Source organism: Rhodopirellula baltica SH 1 (assembly GCF_000196115.1).
GTDB lineage: Bacteria > Planctomycetota > Planctomycetia > Pirellulales > Pirellulaceae > Rhodopirellula > Rhodopirellula baltica.
The window spans coordinates 738,347-760,771 of the sequence record NC_005027.1; the positions used below are offsets into that span (position 1 = coordinate 738,347).

At 55.3% G+C, this 22,425-nt stretch carries 13 protein-coding genes; 9 read left to right on the top strand and 4 right to left on the bottom strand.

What is annotated here, in order from left to right:
* Positions 1 to 60: 60 nt before the first annotated feature.
* On the top strand, positions 61 to 1,341 hold the full coding sequence (locus RB_RS02900) for an AraC family transcriptional regulator (RefSeq protein WP_164922679.1): 1,281 nt from the start codon (positions 61 to 63) through the stop codon (positions 1,339 to 1,341).
* A gap of 117 nt (positions 1,342 to 1,458) precedes the next feature.
* The gene (locus RB_RS02905) at positions 1,459 to 2,946 is read left to right on the top strand and encodes a sulfatase family protein (protein ID WP_011118376.1); all 1,488 of its coding nucleotides are present in this window, start codon (positions 1,459 to 1,461) and stop codon (positions 2,944 to 2,946) included.
* A 107-nt stretch (positions 2,947 to 3,053) separates the two neighbouring features.
* Here the strand turns inward: RB_RS02905 and RB_RS02910 are convergent, their stop codons facing one another.
* The 3 genes from RB_RS02910 to RB_RS02920 form a co-directional block, all read right to left on the bottom strand.
* Complete coding sequence (locus RB_RS02910) at positions 3,054 to 4,223, bottom strand: hypothetical protein (protein WP_231846153.1); 1,170 nt, start codon at positions 4,221 to 4,223, stop codon at positions 3,054 to 3,056.
* Between the two features lie 184 nt (positions 4,224 to 4,407).
* The gene (locus RB_RS02915; protein WP_164921416.1) at positions 4,408 to 4,620 is read right to left on the bottom strand and encodes a hypothetical protein; all 213 of its coding nucleotides are present in this window, start codon (positions 4,618 to 4,620) and stop codon (positions 4,408 to 4,410) included.
* The gene (locus RB_RS02920) at positions 4,617 to 5,171 is read right to left on the bottom strand and encodes an RDD family protein (protein WP_007335808.1); all 555 of its coding nucleotides are present in this window, start codon (positions 5,169 to 5,171) and stop codon (positions 4,617 to 4,619) included. The genes RB_RS02915 and RB_RS02920 overlap by 4 nt, the downstream gene beginning before the upstream one ends.
* 353 nt (positions 5,172 to 5,524) lie before the next feature.
* On the opposite strand from RB_RS02920, the gene RB_RS02925 reads away from it, so the two are divergent.
* The 7 genes from RB_RS02925 (at position 5,525) to RB_RS02960 (ending at position 20,597) form a co-directional block, all read left to right on the top strand.
* Positions 5,525 to 7,393 carry a sulfatase gene (locus RB_RS02925; RefSeq protein ID WP_011118381.1) on the top strand — a complete coding sequence of 623 codons (1,869 nt, stop codon included), beginning with the start codon at positions 5,525 to 5,527 and terminating at the stop codon, positions 7,391 to 7,393.
* Between the two features lie 71 nt (positions 7,394 to 7,464).
* The gene (locus tag RB_RS02930; RefSeq protein ID WP_011118382.1) at positions 7,465 to 11,022 is read left to right on the top strand and encodes a dienelactone hydrolase family protein; all 3,558 of its coding nucleotides are present in this window, start codon (positions 7,465 to 7,467) and stop codon (positions 11,020 to 11,022) included.
* The gene (locus tag RB_RS02935) at positions 11,019 to 13,376 is read left to right on the top strand and encodes a DUF6250 domain-containing protein (RefSeq protein WP_011118383.1); all 2,358 of its coding nucleotides are present in this window, start codon (positions 11,019 to 11,021) and stop codon (positions 13,374 to 13,376) included. The genes RB_RS02930 and RB_RS02935 overlap by 4 nt, the downstream gene beginning before the upstream one ends.
* Positions 13,373 to 14,899 (top strand): glycoside hydrolase family protein, encoded by a 1,527-nt coding sequence (locus tag RB_RS02940; RefSeq protein WP_011118384.1) that lies wholly within the window; start codon positions 13,373 to 13,375, stop codon positions 14,897 to 14,899. Before RB_RS02935 ends, RB_RS02940 begins: the two co-directional genes overlap by 4 nt.
* A 540-nt stretch (positions 14,900 to 15,439) precedes the next feature.
* On the top strand, positions 15,440 to 16,858 hold the full coding sequence (locus RB_RS02950; RefSeq protein ID WP_164921418.1) for an arylsulfatase B: 1,419 nt from the start codon (positions 15,440 to 15,442) through the stop codon (positions 16,856 to 16,858).
* Between the two features lie 164 nt (positions 16,859 to 17,022).
* Positions 17,023 to 18,597 (top strand): arylsulfatase, encoded by a 1,575-nt coding sequence (locus RB_RS02955; protein WP_164921419.1) that lies wholly within the window; start codon positions 17,023 to 17,025, stop codon positions 18,595 to 18,597.
* The gene (locus RB_RS02960) at positions 18,597 to 20,597 is read left to right on the top strand and encodes a vWA domain-containing protein (protein ID WP_011118388.1); all 2,001 of its coding nucleotides are present in this window, start codon (positions 18,597 to 18,599) and stop codon (positions 20,595 to 20,597) included. Before RB_RS02955 ends, RB_RS02960 begins: the two co-directional genes overlap by 1 nt.
* A gap of 10 nt (positions 20,598 to 20,607) precedes the next feature.
* Here RB_RS02960 and RB_RS02965 read toward each other — a convergent pair whose 3' ends face one another.
* Positions 20,608 to 22,341: an IlvD/Edd family dehydratase gene (locus tag RB_RS02965; protein WP_011118389.1), complete on the bottom strand. Its 1,734-nt coding sequence runs from the start codon at positions 22,339 to 22,341 to the stop codon at positions 20,608 to 20,610.
* Positions 22,342 to 22,425: the final 84 nt, after the last annotated feature.

Consider the following 22,425-nt stretch of genomic DNA (forward strand, 5'->3'; position numbering starts at 1 on the left):
CAATGTGTTCTGTTAGGATAGGCAATGCCTATAGATTCTGTCTCGCTTGTCATGTTGGTAATGATTTGCGTCAGGCGGTTGTCGTTTTGCGACAATGTGTTCGGCCTTGGAGAAATCACGCCAGTGACTCATATCAATCGACCCCGAATTGCTTTGCTGGTGGAGGTCTCTCGGGCCTATGGTCGCGAGCTTCTACGGGGCATCGCGCTTTATGCGAGGACGAAGGGCGATTGGTCGTTGCTGCATGAAGAGATGACGATCGATTCGGTGGTGCCCGATTGGATCTCTCGAACACGCGTCGACGGCGTGATCGCACGACTGGATCACCACAGCATCGATCCACTTAGAAGGTTGCGTGTCCCGATCGTGGATGTTCGTGGCAACCGAAAGTTTCCAGGCGTGCCCCAAGTCGAAGCGGACAACGAACAAGTCGCCGAGATGGCGTTCGAGCACCTTTGGGAGCGAGGCTTTCGACGCTTTGCGTTTTGCGGCTTTCGATTCGCGACCTATTCTGACGCCAGGTTGATCGCGTTTCGCAAATTGGTCGAGAAGGCAGGTTGTCCATTCACCGAGCATCAATCGCCGGGTGCTCCTGGAATCACGTTGAGAGAACTCGAGCGAGCCGGCGTGGTCGAGCAAGAGGCTCTGGTTGAATGGTTGTCGACGTTGGAACGGCCAACCGGATTGTTTGTCTGCAACGACATTCGCGGACAACAAGTTCTCAACGCTTGTCGGTTTGCAAACATCGCTGTGCCCGATGATGTGGGTGTGATCGGAGTCGATGATGACGACACGATCTGCTCGATTTGTGATCCATCGCTTTCGAGCGTGCGACCAAATGCGGAATTGGCGGGATACCGAGCCGCCGAGATTTTGCAGCAAATGCTCAACGGTTGGGTGCCAGACAAAGAAGTCGAACGTATTCCGCCGATTTCGGTGACGGAGCGATTGTCGACCAAGGTCGTCGCGGTCGAAGACGCTGAGCTGGCTCGAGTGTGTCGCTTCATTCGCCAGAACGCTTGCAACGGAATCAACGTCGGTGACGTGGTGGAGTTCACTTCACTGTCACGTCGACAACTCGAGCGACGCTTTCGTGACGTGCTGGGGCACACACCGCATCACCAAATCACGATGACTCAGTTGGAACGGGTGCGTCAGTTGTTGACTGAAACCGACATGACGTTGGAACAAATCGCTCCTCTGGCCGGCTACAGTCACAAGGAGAGTCTCGGCGCGGTATTCAAACGTGAGACTGGCCAGTCGCCCGGCGAGTACCGGACGGAGCAACAGAAAAAAGGCAAAGGTGCTCGCGAAGAGTTGGGTGAGGCCGAGTCGAATTAGACGTCGAAACGATGGATCAAAAATTGTGCTGGCAGGCGAATGATCTTGGTACGCAAAACAACTCATTCATCGCTAAACGAAACACCAATTCCAAACCAATCGATTGAGTGAATACGAATGGCGAATCCAAAGGATTTCACAGAGGACTTCATAAAGAGCTTCCCTTTGCAGTGCGTTCGTTACGTGTGCCTGACGACAGTGGTGATCCTGTTCGTTTTGGCTGGTGCGACGGAATCTCGCTGTGCCGCCGCAGAAGACACGGTCGCATCGTCGGTCGGCAAAAAGCCCAATATCCTTTTCATCTTCGCTGATGACTGGGGGTGGGGAGATTTGTCTTGTCATGGTCATCCCTATGTGCGAACCCCAAACATTGATCGGTTGGCACGTGAGGGGACGGACTTTGAACGATTCACGGTTGCCAGTGGTGTTTGTTCGCCCAGTCGAACGGCCGTGATGACCGGGCACTTTCCGGCTCGGCACAACATCGACGGCCACTTTGCTTGGGTGCCCAGCAACGCGAAACGCAACATGCCGGATTGGTTGGATCCCAGCGCCGTCACGTTGCCTCGATTGTTGCAATCGGGCGGCTACAAAACGGCTCACTTTGGCAAGTGGCACTTGTCCAACGACATGATCCCGGATTCGCCCACGCCCGCGGCGTATGGATACGATCGATATGGAGCATTCAATTGTTCGGGCGAGCAGATGCCCGTCCACGAGGATGCCAATGAAACGATCCGATTCATCGAAGAGGCTCATTCCAAAGGCGATCCGTTCTTTGTGAACTTGTGGGTCCATGAACCCCACACGCCATTTCATGTGATTCCAAAGTATCGTTGGCGTTTTCGTGACAGTGGACTGAGTGAAGCCGATGAGATTTATGCTGCGGTGTTGTCGCACGCGGATGATCGCATTGGCGAAGTCTTGGACGCTTTGGATCGGTTGGAATTGACAAACAAGACGTTGGTCATCTTCAGTTCCGACAACGGGCCGGCTCGCGGATCAGCCAATGCCAAGTTGGAATTGAGTTACGACACCGCGACGGGAGCGGGCTTTGGCATCGGTGCATCGAAGGGAATCACTGCAGGACGCAAAGGGTACAAAGCGTCGCTGTTTGAAGGTGGCATCAATGTTCCGTTCATCGTGCGTTGGCCGGGCAAAGTTGCGGCGGGCAAGACCGACGATTCAGCGATGATCAGCGCGGTGGATCTGTTGCCGACGTTTTGTGACATCGCCGGCGTCGAATTGCCCTCGGCGTATCAGGCCGACGGCATCAGCCAGGTATCGGCATTGAAGGGGCAACCAACAACGGGACGCACCAAGCCTTTGTTTTGGAAGTACAGTGCTCGCTGGCCGGCCCAGAAATCTCGTCCTCATCACTGGGCCTCGTACTGCGTGGTGAATGAACGATGGAAGCTTTTGGCGAACCAAGATTCAAGCTACGTCGAGTTGTATGACATCGTGTCCGACCCGTTCGAGTCGACCGACCTGAAAGAGTCGCAACCGGATGCCGTCACGAAGCTGTCAAAACAATTGACCGACTGGAAAGCCTCGCTGCCAGAGTCGCCGGATTCGAAGCTGTTTTCCAGCCTTCGCGACAACTGATCTTGTTTGGTAGCCCGGGATAACCGGACGAATGCGAAACGAGCAACGGGGTTGGGCGATTTGGTGATAGCGTGTGATGCGGCCGGCATCCGACGAAGGTCGTTGATTCAGAGATTGTCAGTCAGACGCGATTTCCAGTAGGCGGCTTGGTGATAGATAATGCCGCAGCTGGAATTTTGCGAGTAGTCGAAGTTCTGAATCAAATCTTGCAGTCGTTGCTTTTGTTCCTTGTCCAGCGACGGAGCGTCGACCATCAGCGGGACCAAGGCTGCTTCGCCCGCTTCTCGGGTTAGGTGCCATACTTCGCGGTACTTTCCCCATTGTGGATTGGCGTATTCGTTTTGGTTGATCCAATGTTCCGCTTGACGCCAATCGGGACCGAGCATTTGCATCTCTTCGGAAGTCTTGTGCGAGAGCCGGACCGCGACGTGTGCCGAACGCTCCTCTGCGATGCTTGCCAGATGACGCATCACGGATTGGATGCTTGTTTTTAGCTCTGGATCGGTCTCCAATTCATTCAGCAATTCAAGAGAACACTGCATCTGCAAAATCGCATACGCAGGTGTGTTCTTGTCGGGATTGGCGGATTGCTTCACCGCGTCGGCGACGTAGTGCCTCCACAGCTGACGATACTTTTCGTCTTGAGTGACATCCCATGCGGCGGCGTAGATCATGGGCAAGCGAGCGGCTTCGTGAGCCTGCACATTCCACATGCGGCAGATGCCCAGCGGACAGCGTTTTCCATCGGCGCGACAGAAGTCGAAGTCGTTTTCCGGCGTCACGAATTCGATCATGCGATCCGCGACCGCCGCAAGGACTTTGCGAATCTCGGATCGAGTCGTTTCGTTTGAAAGCGGACTTCGATAGTACTTCCAAAGTCCGTGCACTCCGTGCGTGTATTGATCTCGAGACGAATTGATGTAAATGCTTTTGCGATCTTCGCCACAGACATTCCGGGCAAGGAATCCGGGGACGCCGTGCACGGTGGCGCAGCGATGCAATCCGCGGAACACTTGCTTCGCTTTTTCACGAAGTGTCTCTTGGTTGGTCACCTCGTATCGGTCCGCAAGGATGCTGAGCATGGCACCGCCCAGGATCATGCCGTCTTCCATTCCGGTGCTGTAGCCGCATGGATTGGGGTACTGACGCTGGACTTCTTCGGCGGTGGGCAAGTGAGCCAGTTCTTGTCCGGGTTCATAACTGCTGAGGTAGTCAGCAAATGTCTGCACGTCGTCCTGGAAGAATCTGTCCCAGGTGACAGCCCATGCTTGATCCATTTGGGATTTCAAAGCATCAGGCGAAATTGAGGTGGGGGCCTGTGCCGCGAGTGGTCGGACGTCTGCAAGGAGATTCCACGAAACGCAAGTCAAGAGGAACGCGAGAAGGAAACGAAGGGTGGGCATATCGGTCTCTCGAGTGCGAAGGCGGTCGGGCGTTCTGAGGTCATTCGGTTGGGAAACGTTACTCAACGAGCGACCGTATTTGCATGGAAACGGTTTTTCCACTGTCCAACTGTCGAGTGCCGACGGGAATGATCCCTGTTGAAGTGTGGAAGCAGAGCGTTGCGTATCGTACGGCATCCATTGGACTGGTGAGTGCGACGACCGCTTCGTTCAACTTGACGGCCTCAGAACCGTCTTCAATGGTCAGGTCTCGGATTGAGAGAGACATCATGCAAACTTCCTGGGACGGACAACGCGTGGGTAGGACGGCGCGAGTCCGGTCGCGAAGTAGCGGGTCAGGTGCAACGCGGCGGTGCCCTGCGGTTGCGCGGTGGATCGCACGACGTATGTACCGCAATAGCAGTCACGCAAGGTTTGCTGTTCGGAGTCGGCACCCAGCCAGATCAAGTCAACGATGAAATTGAACGGACCAAAAGTCCACATCACCAGCCGGAAGGTCATCCTCGTCAGCGACGGTCGGTTGCCGCGTAAATCGATGATCCGAATTCCGCAAAGCCAGTACCCCACAGTGCCAAATCGAGATCGTTTCACAACCGTCATGTAAAACCAAATGATGGTCAGAAACATGACGAGGTGCAGTGTGTCTGGGGTTGTCGTGAACTCCAATGCATAAAACACGAGCAAGAGCAAAAGCCAATTGGCCAATCCAATCAACGACAGAAGCACTGCATCGATCATCATTGCAACCGACCGACGCACAATGCCGGGGTAAGCGTCGCGATCGAAGTACACGCCGTCGCCTAGTGATTTGTCAGTTGGCATGAATCATTCGTTGCAGTGGCGGTATCGTTCATCGGATATTTGACGCACTAGAGCCGAGGCTCCATTTTGGTGAAGCAGCCACAAGATACCCTGCCTTTCCGGGAGCGTGTCGCTGCACCAAATGAGTCGGTTGGCGAGATCGCGGATGGGTCCGCTTTCCAGCCTGCATGGTCGTCGGCTAGTCCACTGCGGCGAATTGCGGTTGGTGAGCTGGACATTGGTGTCGCAAAACGTTTTTGCTGCGTCGCATTGGACCGTCGAGTTCATGAGCCTTTGAATCACCGTATGCGGTCGCTCAGATCAGATAAGGTATTCCCTTCATCTCCCCTCCTTCAAATCTGCGGTGAAGTCTCATGTCTCGCTTGCTGACGACTCTGGCATTGGTCACGTGCACCTTTCTCTGTGCGGCTGGTTTCGCTGCTCCGGCGTTCTCGCAAGATCGGCCAGAGAAGCCGAACGTGGTGTTGCTTTTGGCGGATGACTTGGGGTGGCAAGATGTCGGCTGCTACGACATCGATGAACCGTGTCCTTATGAGACACCCAACATCGATCGACTGAGCCAGCAGGGTGTTTTGTTCCGGCAAGCGTATTCGCCGGCGCCAACGTGCGCCCCATCGAGGGCTGCGATTCTGTCAGGCAAACATCCCGCGCGGACTCAGAAAACGCATGTGGTTGGAGGTGCGCCGCCGTCGCCGCACGCCAAAAACTCGCCCCTGATATCGCCCTGGTACAGCGGCCGAATGAAGCTGAGGGAAATTACGATCGCAGAGGCTCTTCGCGAAAACGGGTACCGCACCGGGCACGCGGGAAAATGGCACGTCGCGATTGAGCACTTTGCATTCCCGCAGCCTGTGGATCAAGGGTTTGATTTCAGTCTTGCCGAGCGTGGTGTGACTCGTCGAATGCGTCCCGACCGCTTGTCAGGATTCGCAAGCGAAGCGGACGACGATCCTTACCAACTCGATGAGGATGGATTTCCTTTTCACCAAAACGTTACGAATGCGGTGGAGTTCATGGACAAATCCAAGTCGCAGCCATTCTTTCTGTATCACGCGACGTATCTGGTGCACGCTCCCATTCACTCTCGATCGGAAAGGTTGCTGAGGAAGTACTGCGAAAAGATGAATGTTCCGTTCCCGAGCGATCCAGACAAATGGGAACTCGAAGGACAACGCAATCCGTTCTACGGTGCGATGGTTGAGATGCTGGATCACTACGTTGGCAAGGTGTTGCGTTACCTCGAGACAACGGAAGACCCACGCTGGCCGGGACACCGACTGAGCGAGAACACGTATGTGATCTTCACGTCGGACAATGGTGGGATGGAGCAGCATCCGGGCGAGATCATCACCGACAACTACCCGCTCGACAAAGGCAAAATCAACGCCAAGGAAGGCGGTGTTCGTGTCCCATTGATCATTCGCGGCCCAGGGATCGCACCGGGAACGGAATCGAACGCCATGGTCAACGGCTTGGATTTCTATCCCACCATTTTGTCCTGGACCGGAACATCCAAACCGGCTCAGCAACATCTCGATGGAGCGGACCTGTCATCGTTGCTCGCTTCCGATCCGAAAGACGCTACCATGATCGTTGATCGCGACGGGAAGCCTCGTGATTCAATGTTCTGGCATTTCCCGCACTCATCGATGCAGTCCACCCTTCGCGTGGGCGGCTACAAGCTGATTCGAAATTGGTCCGATGTGTTGCAAGACGGAAGCAACCCGCTGGAGTTGTACCGCCTCTATGACGAGCGGAACCAACGCGTGGACATTGAGGAGGCAAAAAACTTGGCGGCTGAAATGCCTGAGAAAGCAGCGGCCATGAACGAGGAACTGCAAAAGCGTTTGGATGAAACGGCCGCCAGCCCACCATTCCTGAACCCGAATTGTTCGCGCCGCTTGCCGCGTCAAGACCAAGTCTGTGAGGTGTCGGATCACGGACGGGATGGAAACATTGTGTGGGCGAAGTTCCAAACGCACGGGGCGAAGGTCGTGAAAGCCAATCTGATCTACACGGACAACGGCGGTGAACGATACGAGGAATGGTATCGGACGCCTGCGAAAATCGATGGTGACCGTGTGCAGGTGGAATTGCCCGAAGGTGCGACTCACTACGTTTTCAATCTGATTGATGAGAATGATTACCTGGTCAGTTACCCGACCATGAGGCTCGGCAAGGATTCATCGGAGAAATATTCGAAGAGAGCGATTGCGAAATAGTTCGCCAGCAACGTTTTTCGATCCAACATTGTTCTCCGTCCCCAAATTTCTACCCGTCAAACATCAATCCTATGAAGTCCTGGTCTCGTCATCGATGTGTGCCAATCTGTTGTGTGCTGTTGGCTCTCATGGTTGTCTTGTGCGGGGCTGCCCCTGCTTCGGCACAACCGAAAGAAACGCTGCCGGCGGTTGTCGAAGGGCGTGCTCCCGAGAATTTCACGGAGATGTGGCGGGGCTTTGATCCTCGACGCGAGCCACTGAACGTGGAGGTTGTGAAAGAATGGGAAGAGGACGGTGTGGACCTGAAAATCGTTCGCTTTCGGATTGGTGTTTTCAAAGGACACGAAGCAAAGCTAGCGGCGGTTTATGGGGCTCCCAAAGGTGCCACAAACCTTCCGGGTTTGGTTCAAATCCACGGCGGTGGTCAATACGCGGACCACAAGGCCTGCGTTGCCAATGCGAAGCGAGGTTATGCAACCATCTCAATCGCTTGGGCCGGTCGGATCTCAGCACCGGGACACCGGGTTTCACCTGACGAAGTGAAACTCTTTTGGGATCAGAAAACGGACGATCCCGCGTACAGACTGACCACGGATTGGGGTGTCGTCGATGGCTATCACGCTCCATCACGAAATCGTGGCAATCAGTTCCCAAGTGCGAAACCAGCGGAGTGGACGTTGGACGCTGTTGAATCGCCACGAAACAGCGGCTGGTTCTTGTGCGCGATGGCGGCTCGAAGAGCATTGACGTTTTTGGAATCCCAACCGGAAGTCGACTCGGAACGACTGGGCGTCTACGGTCATTCCATGGGCGGCAAATTGACCGTCCTGGCGGCGGTGGATTCGCGTGTCAAAGCGGCCGCGCCGTCGTGCGGTGGAATCAGCGATCGTTACAACGACAGCGAGCTGTTTCGAAAGACGCTGGGCGATGACGTGAGTCTGCGAGAAATCCAATGCCCGATCATGTTCCTCAGTCCCGCGAATGATTTTCATGGACGAATCGGTGATCTGCCCAGTTCGATCAGTGAGATTCAAAGCAACGAATGGCGGGTGACTTGCTCGCCTCACCACAACCACCAAGACACGCCCGCGTATGAGGCGGCGACGTTGCTTTGGTTCGATCAGCATCTGAAGAACGCCTTTCAATTTCCGAAGTCCCCGCAGTTGACGATGGATTGGGACGGTGCCGATGGCGTTCCGAAGGCCGAGGTTCAGGTGGATGCGTCCATGCCGATTGAGTCGGTCGACGTGTACTACACCCAAAATGGAAAGCCCGGCGAAACGCCAGCCGATCGAGACGACGTCGTGCATCGATTTTGGCACCATGCGTCCGCCGATCAGAGTGGTGATGCCTGGACCGCGAAGATGCCGATCTCCAGTGTGAGCAAACCGTTGTGGGTCTACGCCAACGTGACTTACCGACTGCCTGAATCGGTGGAAGGTGTTGGCTACTACTACCGAACCTATCGCACCGACGAGGTGAATCTGTCTTCGGTGGTACAGATGGTTGACGCGGAACAGTTGGTTACCGAGGGTGTCAAAGCGACCAAGCAACAAACGACACTCATCGAAGATTTCGCGGGCGATTGGGAGCATGGATGGTTCACCTATCGGCCAGAACAGTGGGCTCGAACGACGAACAAGTTCAGTGCTGATCAGTACAAGGCTCCCGCCGAGGCGAAGCTGGTCTTGGAGGTTCAATCGGACCAAGCGAATTCGTTGGTGGTCATGATCGATGGGCATGCAGCAGCGGTCGAGCTTGTAGGAGGTGAGACTTGGCAAACGATCACGTTGTCACCTGATGATTTTGAGAATGCCGCCGGCGAGTCGCTCGCTCATTGGGACGGCATCCGGCAATTGAAACTCAGTGACGCCGAGCGACTCAGCAGCGGACGGGGCGAGTCGGCGCACTCACGAATCGTCGGCCGGCGGTGGAAAGGCGAGCCACCACAATTTCGAAACTTGCGATGGACAACCCAAACGGTTCGCTCCACTGAACCGAGGTTTGACGTGTTTCCTGCTCCCACCGTTGGCGTCAATTCGATCAACGGCGAAACACACTTCCAGACCGAGTATTCGCCCAGCCCAAGTGTTTGGGACGACCGGATTGATGAAGCGGCTGTTTTTCAAGTCGAGATGCAGCATCAGCAATCGCCCGCCGATTCGTTTCAGTTGCGGATGGGAAAAGGCGGGCAGATCTATTCGTTGCGGGGCTCGTTTGGTGAAAGTTTGCCTCCGTCTTGGAGAAAGCCAGGTGGCAAGTTGTCGCCTTGGAACGATGAAGTTTGGCAGTTTGTTGCCGTGTGCACTCAGTACAACGGCATCAAAACGCTACGGGCAAACCGGCGCCAATCGGAGCAAGATTCATCGCAAGTCGAGGCGGTCAAAAACCAACTGTCGGAACTTGGTCTGAGTGACACCTTCTTTGTTCACAATTCGGGCGCGTACATTCCCAACTCGTCTGAGCTCAAGTCGTTGTATTGTCCGCTGTTGGCATACGAGATCGACGAAGACGCTCGTGCCATTCGAATGTTGAACTGGGGTTTGGTTCCACAGATCCGAAGCGTGCATCGATCGCCGCTGCTCTACTACACGCAAATTCGCGACGCGGGTGATGGCGTGATCGAGATGACTTGGGTGGTGCACAATTTCAGTCAACGAGAGGACGTCGTTTTTGATCACCTCAACGCACCATGGGGCGGCACTCGGATCAGCAGTCTGCCGCTTCGGTACGTCGCTTCTCCCGAAGGTGAATTGCTTGAGCGAGAAGGTTTCTTGAGCGAACACGGAACGGTCAACGTTCGCGAAACTGCGGGTTGGAATCTGTCATGTCAATCCGATGCGGACGACAGCCCGAGCCTGGCGTTGGTATACGGCCGCGACAAACATCTGGAACGCGAATTGGAACGCAAAGCCAATGGCGAAACGTATTGTCAATTCAAACACTCGTTGTATCGCGATTGGCGAGCGAACGAACCGCTCTATAAAACGGAATGGAAAGACTGGGCCACTCGACCGGAAAACAGTTTCCGCAACTACGACGTCTGCGAGATCATTCCGAAGCTTCGCATCGTTCCTGGGTCCACCATTTGGTTTCGCAGTTATCTCGTGGTCGGCGAGAAAGCACAAACCATGCAGCGTGCTCAATCACTGGTCGACCACGTCGACTATGGGTTGCTGGACTTTGACGCGGACCAGTGCCCCATGACGACGGTTGTTCGAGACGGTGTGTCGATGCAGTTGTTTGCAAAACCGGTCCCCGGATCGCTGCCAGTGTTTGAAATCGAACACGCCGAAACCGGTCAAAATGTTCTAACTACCGATCCCTATTTCTTTGTCGAAAATCAATCGCTGGATCTGGATCTACCGAGCCAGCACCCACAGCGAGATTATTTCGCCAGCGTTCGTGGTTATTTTCTCGATCGCAACCACAGCAAATGGAAACGTTTGGTGGGTTACGCCATGGCCGAACGTCCTGCCGAAAACGCCTCAAACACGAGCGGGAACTGGAAGCGTTTGTCTCGCGTGCTGAAATCGCAAGTGGCGGCGGAAGACAACAAGTATCATCGAGATGTCTGGGTTCAGTGCAGCGACTCAGCGTCCCCTGTTGAAACGACGGCAACGGAATGAACGGCATGCAGCGTTTGCTTCCCCTTCGAAATCCCAAGCCTGGTTCAAACCCCTTCTTCATGCAGCGTCCTATGTTTGCATCACGTCTGTTCCTCGTCGTCGCCGTACTCTTTGGCAGCGATCATTTCGTCGCGGGTGCTGAATCGGCGAGCCCGACTGTGTCATCGGACGCCGTTTCAGCGAGCGGTCCATCGCCTGTTGTGCTTGGCTATGGTGTGGGGAACTTTCGAGTTGGTGACTTGCTCACCCAGGACGACTTTGAAACGCTCGACGACTGGGGCGTCCAGATCGAGGATCGCAAAGGATTCTCGGAAGCGGTGGTGCGCGCGAACGATGGGACGTTGGATTGCTTGGTGCCGGGGCGTGGTTGCACGGTTTGGTATCGACACAAATTGCCGACGCGAATCGCGATCACTTATGACGTCATTTGTCCCACCCATGATCCTGCGATTCGTGGGGTGGAACCGCGGGACTTGAATCAGTTTTGGATGGCGACTGATCCGGCGGATCCTGAAAACGGGTTGTTTGATGCCTCTCGCTATTCAGGCAAGTTCACGGACTACGACAAAATGCATGGCTATTACGCCAGCAGCGGTGGTCGCAAGAACACCACGACTCGTATGCGTCGCTACCCTCGGTCAGCGAATGGAAAGCCTGTCCCACACGTCGCGTTGAACGAACAAGACAACCACCCTGGGTATCTGATCCAGCCCAATCGCAAGATGACGGTTCAGTTGGTCGCTTTTGACGACGTGGTTCAGTACATGCTGGATGGAAAACTCGTCTATCAATTCCGGCAAGGTGATTCGGTCGAATTGGAAGGCCGAGATGCCGACGGCAAGCTCGTTCAGCGATTGACGCGGCTTGATTCTGGAAGCGGCCCCGTCTATCGCGAAGGCTTCTTTGGATTCCGCATGGTCGGCACCCACCATGTCTATTCCAATTTTCGCGTGCACGAGTTGTTGCCCGTCGAAACAGAAGACTCGGATGCCACACGCCCAATCGTGCGAGTTGATTCGATCGACCAATTGCGAAAGGCTGCCAAACAAAGTGGACAACACATCGTGATGGAGCCTGGCGACTATTTGATCGCCGACCGAAAGGGATTGGTGTTTTCCGGTTCCGACAATGACGTGGAGTTGACCGGCGTCAAACTGAATGTCCCGATTGAGGTGGCATCGGGGCGGAACTTGTTTCAGTTGACCGGAAACGATCTCACCATCCGTGGCGGTTCGATTGAAGACACCTATCCCGATGGTTCAACGGAAGTGACTGATTTCGGGAGTTACAACCAAGGCCGCAAGTACGGCCGAATGAATGAGATGGTGATCCGAGGTGACAACAATCGAGTGATTGGCATGAAGATGATCATTCGTGGATCGTACCCGTATGGATACGGCAACATGTTCGGCATCGGTGGCGGCAGTGTGCTTCGGTTGAGGAAACACTGCGGCATTCAAATCACGGGAAACGATGCTGTGATCGACAGTTGCCAGGTCAAAATGGAAGCCTTTGGCCACGCGATTTTTGTGCAAGGCGGCAATCGCACGACGGTTCGAAATACGCTCGTCGAGGGCACGGTGCGGCTCAGCAATGATTGTTACGCAGAAACCGACGACGGTGATTTGGCCAAGCGGTTTGATTACAAATTGCAATGGCCCGAAGATGTGCGCGGCTTGCCGATTCCACGAGACCACATGATCAATTGCATCGAAGATGGCATCCGTGCGTACAAGGGTGCTGGCGAGATGACCGTGGACAATTGCGTGGTCAAGAAAGCTCGTGGCGGGATCAAGCTGTACATGGCCAAGAAGGCCACGGTCACCAATTGCCAAGTGCTGGACTGTGTCGTGCAGGGGTATTCGTTGCCTCGGCGAGGTGTGATCCAAAACTGCAGCGGGAGCGCCGCGTACGGGCCTCTGTTGTACGTGCATTCTGATTCGCACTCCGGCCAGCAAATTGATTTGGAGGTGCTGCCCGCTCCCCATTCGCTTGGCGATCACCCCTTGGCGGCGATCAAAGGCAAGGGGCATGACATCCGGCTGTGGCAAAGCTCGTCGGAGCAAGAAACGCCGCGTCCGATCATCGTCGGCTACGCCTTGCGATTTGACTTCTTGAGCGTTGACTTTCCCAATGTGCCCGAAGGTCATGAGGCACTCTTTGAGAAACATGCACCGAAGACCTACCGAGCCTCTGACATCACGCTCACCAATGAAACACAACACCCGATTGTGCTGGCGGAATTGTCCAGTGGCAATCACGTCAGCAGCCTTGGTCCCGTGACGGATCTTGGCAAAGACAATCAAGTGAAGCCAATCACCCGTACGGATGACGCCGCGAAGGACACACCATGAAATCGAGACGATCGTTGAGCACGTTTTTGACCGCCTCGCTGATCGTGATGGTCTGTTGTCCGAATCCGGCAATGTCCGACGAGGCCTGGCGGATTGAAACGCAGGAAGAGTGGACCGCTGGTTTGAAATCGAGCACTGATATCAAGGTCGAGAACGGACAGGCGGTTCCGACGGCCAAGCACGCGACATTGAAGAGCGAGTTGAAGTCGTTTCCGACAAAACAGTCCGCCAAATCGATCGTCGTCACTCAGTCAGCCGATTGGTTGAACTGGGAACCAGCGGGAAACCTTGGCCCAGTCAATTTGGGTGACGCGCCGGTGATGCTGAGTCTCGGGCCGAATGACTACTGGATGTTCGGTCGATATGGAAACGGCCGAAACCGGAAAGACCGATCCAAGGAAACTCCGTTTCAACCGGAACCTGCAACATTGGACGGCTTCGAGATGCCGCTGACGACGACTCCGTTTGCCAATCAATATGACGCACCCGGTGGACTGAAAAAACGCCTCGGCGGGTATCACGCTTGGCAGAGTCGTGACATGGTCAACTGGGTGCACCATGGCCCGATCACGGAAGGATTCGCCAAGTGGATGACCACCGCAGAATTCGCGGACGGCAAGGCATACTTCTACTACGATTTCCCCAACGACCAGGACCCGCATGTGTACGTGGACAGCGATCTGTTCGACGGTGTGCCGGGTGAAAACAAAGGGATGGCGTACGACGACCCAACGCACGGATCGGACTGTGCGATCATCCGTGATCTGGACGGTCGCTTTCATCTGATCTTGGAGGACTGGAGTCCCATCAACGCTCAGAAGCACGCATGGGATTCGCCTTTGGCAGTGCACGCGGTCAGTCCCGACGGAGTGCAAGATTTCAAAGCGTTGTCGCCACCGATTGATGAACGCACCAAGCCAACCGGTAAGATCGGAACGTACAAGCACCCGCACTGGTTGAAGGAAAACCCTGAGCGATTCAAAACCAACATCGCGAAGTATCAAATTCACGAACCGGAACAAGACGCGTACGGCGATTGGGCGGCGATCTCGATCGGCGGCCAATACTACTTGTTCTGCGACTACGATCCCGAGGACAGTAAATCGATGAGCGTCGGTTGGTTCACTTCCAAGAGCATCGATGAACCGTTCACTTGGTGCTGCAACATTGGCAAGGGCCATCCTGATCCAGACATCATGTTTGCCGAAGGCAAGTTCTATCTCGCGACACAGCAAGCGATGGACTTTGTCAGCGATGGGCCATGGGTGGACGGCGTGCAAATTCGAGTCGGTGTCGACATCGACCAAGATCAGTCGATCGATCAATGGACGGAGTGGACTACGATCAAAGAAAGCTACGACCACGTCCCAGGCTTCGCTAAACAAGTTTCGCGAACGCCGGCGGAGTTGGACTTGTCTGGGTTGCCGGACGGGTTTGGTTTCCAGTTTGAAATCAAACTGGAAGACACCACCGACAACGAATCCAAACCGGTCCTGGAATCGGTGGAGTTGACGTTGAATTGAGCTGTTTGAGAAAGGGGATCGGGCCCGGTGTGCTCTGGGGTGGAGGCCGAGTTGGCCTGTCACCGTTCAACCTCCCCTCGCTTCGCTCGACCCTCCTGCCAGGAGGGTGAATTGGGGATGCAGTTTTGAAATGCTGTGCAGGTAAAGCCTTGAGAACCCCGCCCGCGCAGCGGGAGGGGTCGGAAAGAGAGCGTTCAGCGAGATTTCCGGGGGAGGGTAATGTGCGCCGCTTCCCATGCTCGGCCCCCTCCCTCGCGTACGCCTGGACGGCGTCGCTCGACCTCCCCCGAAACTTCGTTTCGGGAGAGGTTCTCATTCAGAATCTTACTAAAACGCGGCCTCGATAAACTGCCCGACCCTCCTGCCAGGAGGGTGAATCGGTTGGGGGCAATCAAGAAACTCGCGACGTCTCGCTGCTATATTGCTGGGCAAAGGAACTGGCGGCGGGCCAATGGGATTTGTTTTGGTGTGGTGGGAGACGGTATCGGCATGGTGGATCGAATTCGAAGTGTCTTCAGCCATTGTGCTTGCGATCTGAAAATGGCGTTTCCATTCGCGATCATGACCTGCTTTGCTTTGGTTGGGGCGAACGTATCGGCAGAGACCAATGGCGGTAGCCAACCGCCGCACATCGTGCACATCATTGCGGATGATTTGGGATGGAATGATGTTGGCTTTCATGGCAGCGAAATCCGCACACCCAACATCGATCGGCTTGCCAGCGAATCAGTGACTCTCGATCGGTTTTATGTGACTCCCATTTGCTCGCCGACTCGGGCGGGTGTGCTGACCGGTTTGTACCCATTTCGTTTCGGCATTTGGGGCGGTGTGGTCTCGCCATCCAAGAAGCACGGCCTGCCACCACAGCTCGAAACCGCTCCGGAACATTTGTCGAAGCTGGGCTACGATCATCGGGCAATGTTTGGCAAGTGGCACCTGGGGCTGGCGTCGACTTTGTTTCATCCGCTTCACCATGGGATGACGGAGTTCTATGGCCACTACAACGGAGCGATCGATTACTTCAGTCGAGAACGTTTTGGCCAGTTGGATTGGCATCGCGATTTTGACAGCGTGCACGAAGAGGGCTACTCGACTGAATTGGTCGGCAACGCTGTTGTTGATTTCATCGATCGCAACGCGAACGCAGGGCCGGTTTATGCCTACGTGGCGTTCAATGCTCCGCACTCGCCACTGCAAGCCTTGCGGTCTGATCTCGATGAATATGGATTTGATCCCAACAACAAGCTCGCACCGAACACGGATCGCAAAATTGCCAAACGCGAAAAGGCGTTGGACTATGGCAAACGAGGCAAGGGCAATTCGATTCGCCAAACGTTTGCGGCGATGACAACGGCGATGGATAGACAGATCGGTCGAATCTTGGATGCGATCGATCGGAACGGGATGCGAGAAAACACGTTGGTCGTTTTCCACAGTGACAACGGGGCCGATCCGAAGCATGGCGGCAACAACGAACCCCTGCGTGGGAACAAGTTCACGACTTGGGAGGGCGGCGTGCGTGTTGTGGCGATGATGCGTTGGCCGAACGAGCTTCCGGCGGGAATCACCTACGACTCGGTGACCAGCTACGTTGATCTGTTGCCAAGCATGGTTGGCGCTGCGGGAAGCCCACCGCCCGAGGAAACGGACGGAATCAATCTGTTGCCGTTCCTGTCTGGGAAGGCTTCGCCACCGGAGCGAACGATTTTGCTGGATGCGGAAACGGTTGTCTCGGATCGTTGGAAGCTGAAAGCCGGTGAGTTGTTCGATTTGACGAACGATCCGAATGAAACGACTCCACTGGAAGTGGCAAATCAGAACGTGCGAAGTCGGCTTGATCAGGCACTGCAGCGATACCCCTCGTTGGTCGGCCCCGCAGTGGAATCTCAATTGCCCGATCCAGAAATCTGGCCGCCTTCGGAATGGAAGCTGCCGGAAGAAGCGCCGGCCCCTCGTTGAAATCGCAAGTTCGCAACGGTGACGGAAGTCCCGTTCGGGATGAATTGCGGTGATGCTCCGATGAAATCTCGCGTGAGATCGCCTCGTGATTTGACTGGCGAATTTCAAACAGTGACACTGGGGTGCAGGCGGGAAGGCGTCGCCAGAGATTTCGCGACGTGATTATGAACCACGAGTCTTTTTACACCTTGAAGCACAACATGAACCAAGCCGTCTTGATGCCCTCTCGAAAATGGGTCCGTTGGGCCTTGTTGCTCGTCTGCGTTGCGGGCGTTCCCAACTTGGATTCGACCACGGTTTCCGCCGAAGAGCCGAACGCAAAGGACGCGACCGTGTCGCGCCCCAACATTGTGCTGATCGTTGCGGATGATTTGGGCTATGGCGAACTGGGGTGCTATGGCCAAACCAAGATTCGGACGCCTCGACTGGATCAGTTGGCTGCCGAGGGAATCAAGCTGACGAATTTCTATTCCGGCAATGCGGTGTGCGCGCCGAGTCGTTGTTGTTTGATGACGGGGAAGCACCCTGGTCACGCACACGTTCGAAACAACGGTGATCCCAAGATTGATCCTGCGGTTCGAGAAGCACTGAAGCTTGAATTCCCCGGTCAGTACCCGCTCCCCGTCGATGAAGTCACGATTGCGGAATATCTGAAATCAGTTGGCTATCGCACGGGTGCGTTTGGAAAATGGGGCCTGGGACATTTTGGAACCACGGGCGATCCAAACGAACAAGGCTTCGATCTGTTTTACGGTTTCAATTGCCAGCGTCACGCACACAATCACTACCCGAATTTTCTGTGGCGGAACCGAGTCAAAGAAGTTCAGCCCGGGAATGATCGCACGTTGCACGGCGAGACGTATTCGCAAGATCAGTTTGTCAACGAAGCCTGTGAATTCATCCGTCAAAGTGTCGCCGAAGACAAGACGCAACCTTTCTTCGCTTACCTCCCATTCGCGGTGCCTCACCTTTCAATTCAAGTTCCAGAGGAAGAGGTCGATGCGTATGACGGCGTGATCGAAGAAGCCGACTATGAGCATCACGGTTATCTGAAACACCCTCGACCACGCGCGGGTTATGCCGCGATGGTGACACGAATGGATGAAGGTGTGGGCCAGGTCGTCGACCTGGTGGATTCATTGGGCTTGGGTGAGAACACGTTGATCATGTTCACATCGGACAACGGTCCCACTTACGATCGGTTGGGTGGATCGGACAGCGACTACTTTAACTCGGCGTCCGGCATGAAAGGATTGAAGGGGCAGCTCGATGAAGGCGGGATTCGAGTGCCGATGATCGCTCGCCAAACCGGTGTTGTTCCGGCTGGCCGAACTTCTGATTGGATCGGTGCGTGGTGGGATTTCTTGCCGACGATCACCGACGCGGCTGGTGTCGAAGTGGATGCGAGCACGACGGATGGGATTTCCTTCTTGCCATTGCTTCACGGTGATGATGCCGCTCAACAGAGCCACGAATTTTTGTACTGGGAATTCCCAGGTTACAGCGGTCAACAAGCGATTCGGATGGGGAACTGGAAAGCGATCCGCAAAGACCTTTCCAAACGACTCAAGAAGGGGCAAACCGAACCTCCGGCGTTTGCTCTGTATGACTTGTCGAAGGATTTGGCAGAGTCAAACGACGTGAGCGCATCGCATCCCGATGTGATGGCCAAGATCGAAGCCATCGCCAAACAACAGCATGTTCCTAGCGAACAATTCCCTCTTCGAGTGCTCGACTGATGCGTGACACGTTGGCAGAGATCCGATTGCACCTGAAAGATCATCCTTGGTTGATATCGATGATCTTTCACACCGCGGCGTTGCTGGTGATGGGGCTGTGGGTCTTTCCCGACTGGATGGATCGCGAAGGTCAATTGATCACCGCAAGTTTCGCGGATTTGGGTGAACAGGACGCGGCATTCTCTCTGATGCCGATCGCGTCGCTCGAAATGCCGGACTTGGGTGATTCCGAATTTGAAGAGGAGCCGGTCGAGACTTCGTCAACATCAGAGTTGACGGAAGTTGAGTTGCCCGAATTGATGCCGGCCTTAGCGGGCTTGCAGGCCTCATCGTTGGAAATGCTAAAGTCGACACCCGAGACTCGGCTGGCATCGATTCGAAAAATGATGGCCGAAACAGTCGGTGCGCCAGCCGAACGAATCGTCTCGACAACTCAGCAAATTGGCTCAGCCGATGGGATCGAATCGGCGACCCAGTCGATCGAAAATGCGATTCGCGGTGAGCTGAAACAAGGCGACACGTTGGTTGTTTGGTTGCTGGATGCTTCTATCAGCTTGCAACTCAACCGCGACCGGATGGCCCGGCGAATTCGCGAGTTCTATGACGAGATCGGCGCGTTGTCGCGACCTGACACGTCGGATGGAATTGAGCGGCATCGGTTGTTCAGCAGTGTCGTTGCGTTTGGCAAAGGGATCAATGAGGTTTCGCCTCCATCGCTGGTTGGTGTCAATGCGATTGACGCGATGACGCGGGTTCCCGTCGATTCAAGCGGCATCGAGAACACGATGACGGCGGTCGACAACGTTCTGAACCACTACCGTTACAAAGCGAAACGCAAAGAACGATTGATGGTGGTTTTGTTGACGGATGAGTCCGGCGACGATGTTCAAAAGCTGGAGTACACGATTGCGAATTGTCGCGAAGCCAAAGCGGTGGTGCATGTTCTCGGGCCGACCGCGGTGATGGGAATGCAAAAAGGATTGCAGCGATGGGCGTCCGGCCAACGAGGTGGTGCGGAATTCTATTTGACGGTTGATCGAGGTCCCGAGTCGGCGGTGCCTCAGCGAATCTTTTTGCCGTACTGGCATGAGGCAGACGTTGAACTGCAATTGGTGAAGGTTCAACCGGTGGCTGCATTGCCAGTGTATGGAACCGCCTATCGTGAACGCGTGTTGTCGGGGTTTGGTCCCTACGGACTGACTCGATTGGCGTTGCAAACCGGCGGAACGTTCACGCTTTACGATGATGGCGTCTCGGATCAATACGACGTTGAAAAATTGCGTCAGTACATGCCAAGTTATCGTTCCGAGACGGACATCCGGAAGTCGGCTCGCGATAGTTTGCTGCGGTCATTTGTGGTGCAGGCCGCAGATTTGACGATGCGAGAGAAAGAGCGATTTGCTGCACCCCGGATGTTGTTCATGGGCGAGCGGTCTGCGATCAATCCAATGCAATTCACCGCGATGTATTTGACGCCATCTGCTTTCCGAACGCAATTTGGTAATCGGATCAAACGGGAGCGGTCAAAGAGTGAAGACGCGTTGAAGTCACTCGATGCGTTGTTGTCGGAATCGAAGACGCACAATTGGCAAGAACTGCTTCGCGGGGAAGAGACTGAACGTTGGCGGGCCGCATTCATTTTGGCACGCGGAAGAACTTTGGCGGCAATGGCTCGGTATCACGAATACATCGCGGCGTGTGAATCAGCGAGTGAATTCATTCAACCTGATACGAACATGGTGAATTTCATGCCTTCATATCGAATGAGCACCTCTCGCGGTGCGGCGCTGGCTGAGCAAGCCACTCAAATGTTGAACGAGTGTGCCAGCAGGCATTCCGACACGCCGTGGGCGAAGCTTGCGAATTGGGAACTGGAGAAACCGTTTGGAATTGAAGTCCAGGCTCGTTCGATCCCCAAACCGACACCTCGGGTTGGTGTCCCACGCATGCCGATGACTCGATCGGGTGGCGGTTCGGGGATGTCAATTCCTTCGCTGTGATCGCATTGGATCAATGGATGGCGGGTTCTTCGCCGGGGGAGCGTCCGGCGAGGAAGTCGAAGTCGCACCCCTGGTCGGCTTGGGTCACATGTTTCGCATAGAGCTTCATGTATCCGCGAGTGGGTTCGGGTGCGGCGCCAGGCTGGTTCGCTTTGCGACGAGCCAATTCGTCATCGTCGATGTGCCAGTGGATGGACCGTTCGGGAACATTGATTTCAATCTCATCGCCGGTTTCGACCAATGACAACGGTCCTCCCGCGGCGCTTTCTGGGGCGATGTGAAGCACGCAGGTTCCGTAGCTGGTTCCGCTCATGCGGGCGTCGCTCATGCGGACCATGTCGGTGACACCGGATTGCAATAGCTTCTTTGGAATCGGCAACATGCCCCATTCCGGAAAACCGGGGGCACCCAGCGGACCAGCCGAACGCAGGATCAACACGCTGTTTTCATCCACCTCCAAATCAGGATCGTTGATCCGTTCTTTCATCTCCGGATAGTTGTTGAACACGACGGCTTTGCCACGATGGTGCAGCAACTTTTTGCTGGCCGCGATGGATTTGATCACGCAGCCCGACGGGGCCAGGTTGCCACGCAGCAAACAGACACCTCCCGCTGGAGAGACCGGGTTTTCACGAGTCCGGATGACTTCGTTGTCGTGGACTTCGGCTTCGGCAATTTGTTCACCGAGTGTTGATCCCGCGACGGTTTTACAATCCAGATTCAGCAGGTCGCGAAGACGCTGCAGGAGCGCGGGCAGTCCGCCGGCTTCGAAGAAGTCTTGCATCAGGAAACGGCCGCCGGGACGCAGGTCACCGAGAACGGGCGTTTGCCGAGAGAGTTCGTCGAAGCGATCGAGCGTGAGTGTTTCGCCGAGCCGGCCCGCGATGGCGATCAAGTGGACAATTGCATTGGTGCTGCCGCCGATGGCCAGCGACGTGGTCAGTCCATTGTCGATGCTGCGTGAGTTGAAGAACTCGCTGGGTTTGAGTTGTTCCCACGCCATTTCAACGGCACGGCGACCTGTTGCGACGGCGAGTCGTGAGTGGTCGGCCATCACGGCGGGGATGGTGGCTGCGGATGGAAGTGTCCATCCCATCGCTTCGGCGACACAGGCCATCGTGCTGGCCGTTCCCATCGTCATGCAAGTGCCGGCTGATGCGGCGATGCAGTTTTCGACTTGGTTCCAATCTCGATCACAAAGGTTGCCTGCGAGACGTTGGTCCCAATACTTCCACGCGTCGCTGCCGCTGCCGAGCGTTTGATCTTTCCAACGAGCACGCAGCATCGCACCGGCGGGCAGAAAGAGGCTGGGGATGTCCGCACTGATCGCGCCCATCAACATGGCGGGAACTGTTTTGTCGCATCCACCCATCAATACCGCCGCGTCGATCGGATGGCACCGCAAGACTTCTTCGACTTCCATCGCGAGCAAGTTGCGATAAAGCATCGTCGTGGGTTTCATCATCATTTCACCAAGCGACATCACCGGCACTTCGACGGGAAAACCGCCGGATTGCAAGATGCCGCGGCGAACTTCATCGGCTCGATCGCGAAAATGTGAGTGGCAAGTGTTCAGTTCGCTCCAAGTATTCAGAATCGCGACAACGGGGCGGTCACGATAGTCAATGTCGTCGAAACCCATTCCTTTCAGGCGAGAACGGTGGCCAAAGGAACGTAAGTCGTCACGGCCGAACCAACGATGAGATCTCAATTGGGTTGGGTCACGGTCGGGATTGGGATTCATGGCAGTAGACGGATCGAAGAGGAAGGGATCAAACGGTAGGATAGGGCCAAGCTATTGGGCGAAGGGCATCACGTCCAAGGTGGG

What these genes read in the sequence shown, in the direction of transcription:
- RB_RS02900 (WP_164922679.1), top strand. Translation starts at nt 61, where the DNA reads ATGATTTGCGTCAGGCGGTTGTCGTTTTGCGACAATGTGTTCGGCCTT.
- RB_RS02915 (WP_164921416.1), bottom strand. Translation starts at nt 4,620, where the DNA reads ATGATGTCTCTCTCAATCCGAGACCTGACCATTGAAGACGGTTCTGAG.
- RB_RS02955 (WP_164921419.1), top strand. Translation starts at nt 17,023, where the DNA reads ATGAACCACGAGTCTTTTTACACCTTGAAGCACAACATGAACCAAGCC.
- RB_RS02965 (WP_011118389.1), bottom strand. Translation starts at nt 22,341, where the DNA reads ATGAATCCCAATCCCGACCGTGACCCAACCCAATTGAGATCTCATCGT.
- RB_RS02905 (WP_011118376.1), top strand. Translation starts at nt 1,459, where the DNA reads ATGGCGAATCCAAAGGATTTCACAGAGGACTTCATAAAGAGCTTCCCT.
- RB_RS02920 (WP_007335808.1), bottom strand. Translation starts at nt 5,171, where the DNA reads ATGCCAACTGACAAATCACTAGGCGACGGCGTGTACTTCGATCGCGAC.
- RB_RS02950 (WP_164921418.1), top strand. Translation starts at nt 15,440, where the DNA reads ATGGCGTTTCCATTCGCGATCATGACCTGCTTTGCTTTGGTTGGGGCG.
- RB_RS02940 (WP_011118384.1), top strand. Translation starts at nt 13,373, where the DNA reads ATGAAATCGAGACGATCGTTGAGCACGTTTTTGACCGCCTCGCTGATC.
- RB_RS02930 (WP_011118382.1), top strand. Translation starts at nt 7,465, where the DNA reads ATGAAGTCCTGGTCTCGTCATCGATGTGTGCCAATCTGTTGTGTGCTG.
- RB_RS02910 (WP_231846153.1), bottom strand. Translation starts at nt 4,223, where the DNA reads ATGGATCAAGCATGGGCTGTCACCTGGGACAGATTCTTCCAGGACGAC.
- RB_RS02960 (WP_011118388.1), top strand. Translation starts at nt 18,597, where the DNA reads ATGCGTGACACGTTGGCAGAGATCCGATTGCACCTGAAAGATCATCCT.
- RB_RS02935 (WP_011118383.1), top strand. Translation starts at nt 11,019, where the DNA reads ATGAACGGCATGCAGCGTTTGCTTCCCCTTCGAAATCCCAAGCCTGGT.
- RB_RS02925 (WP_011118381.1), top strand. Translation starts at nt 5,525, where the DNA reads ATGTCTCGCTTGCTGACGACTCTGGCATTGGTCACGTGCACCTTTCTC.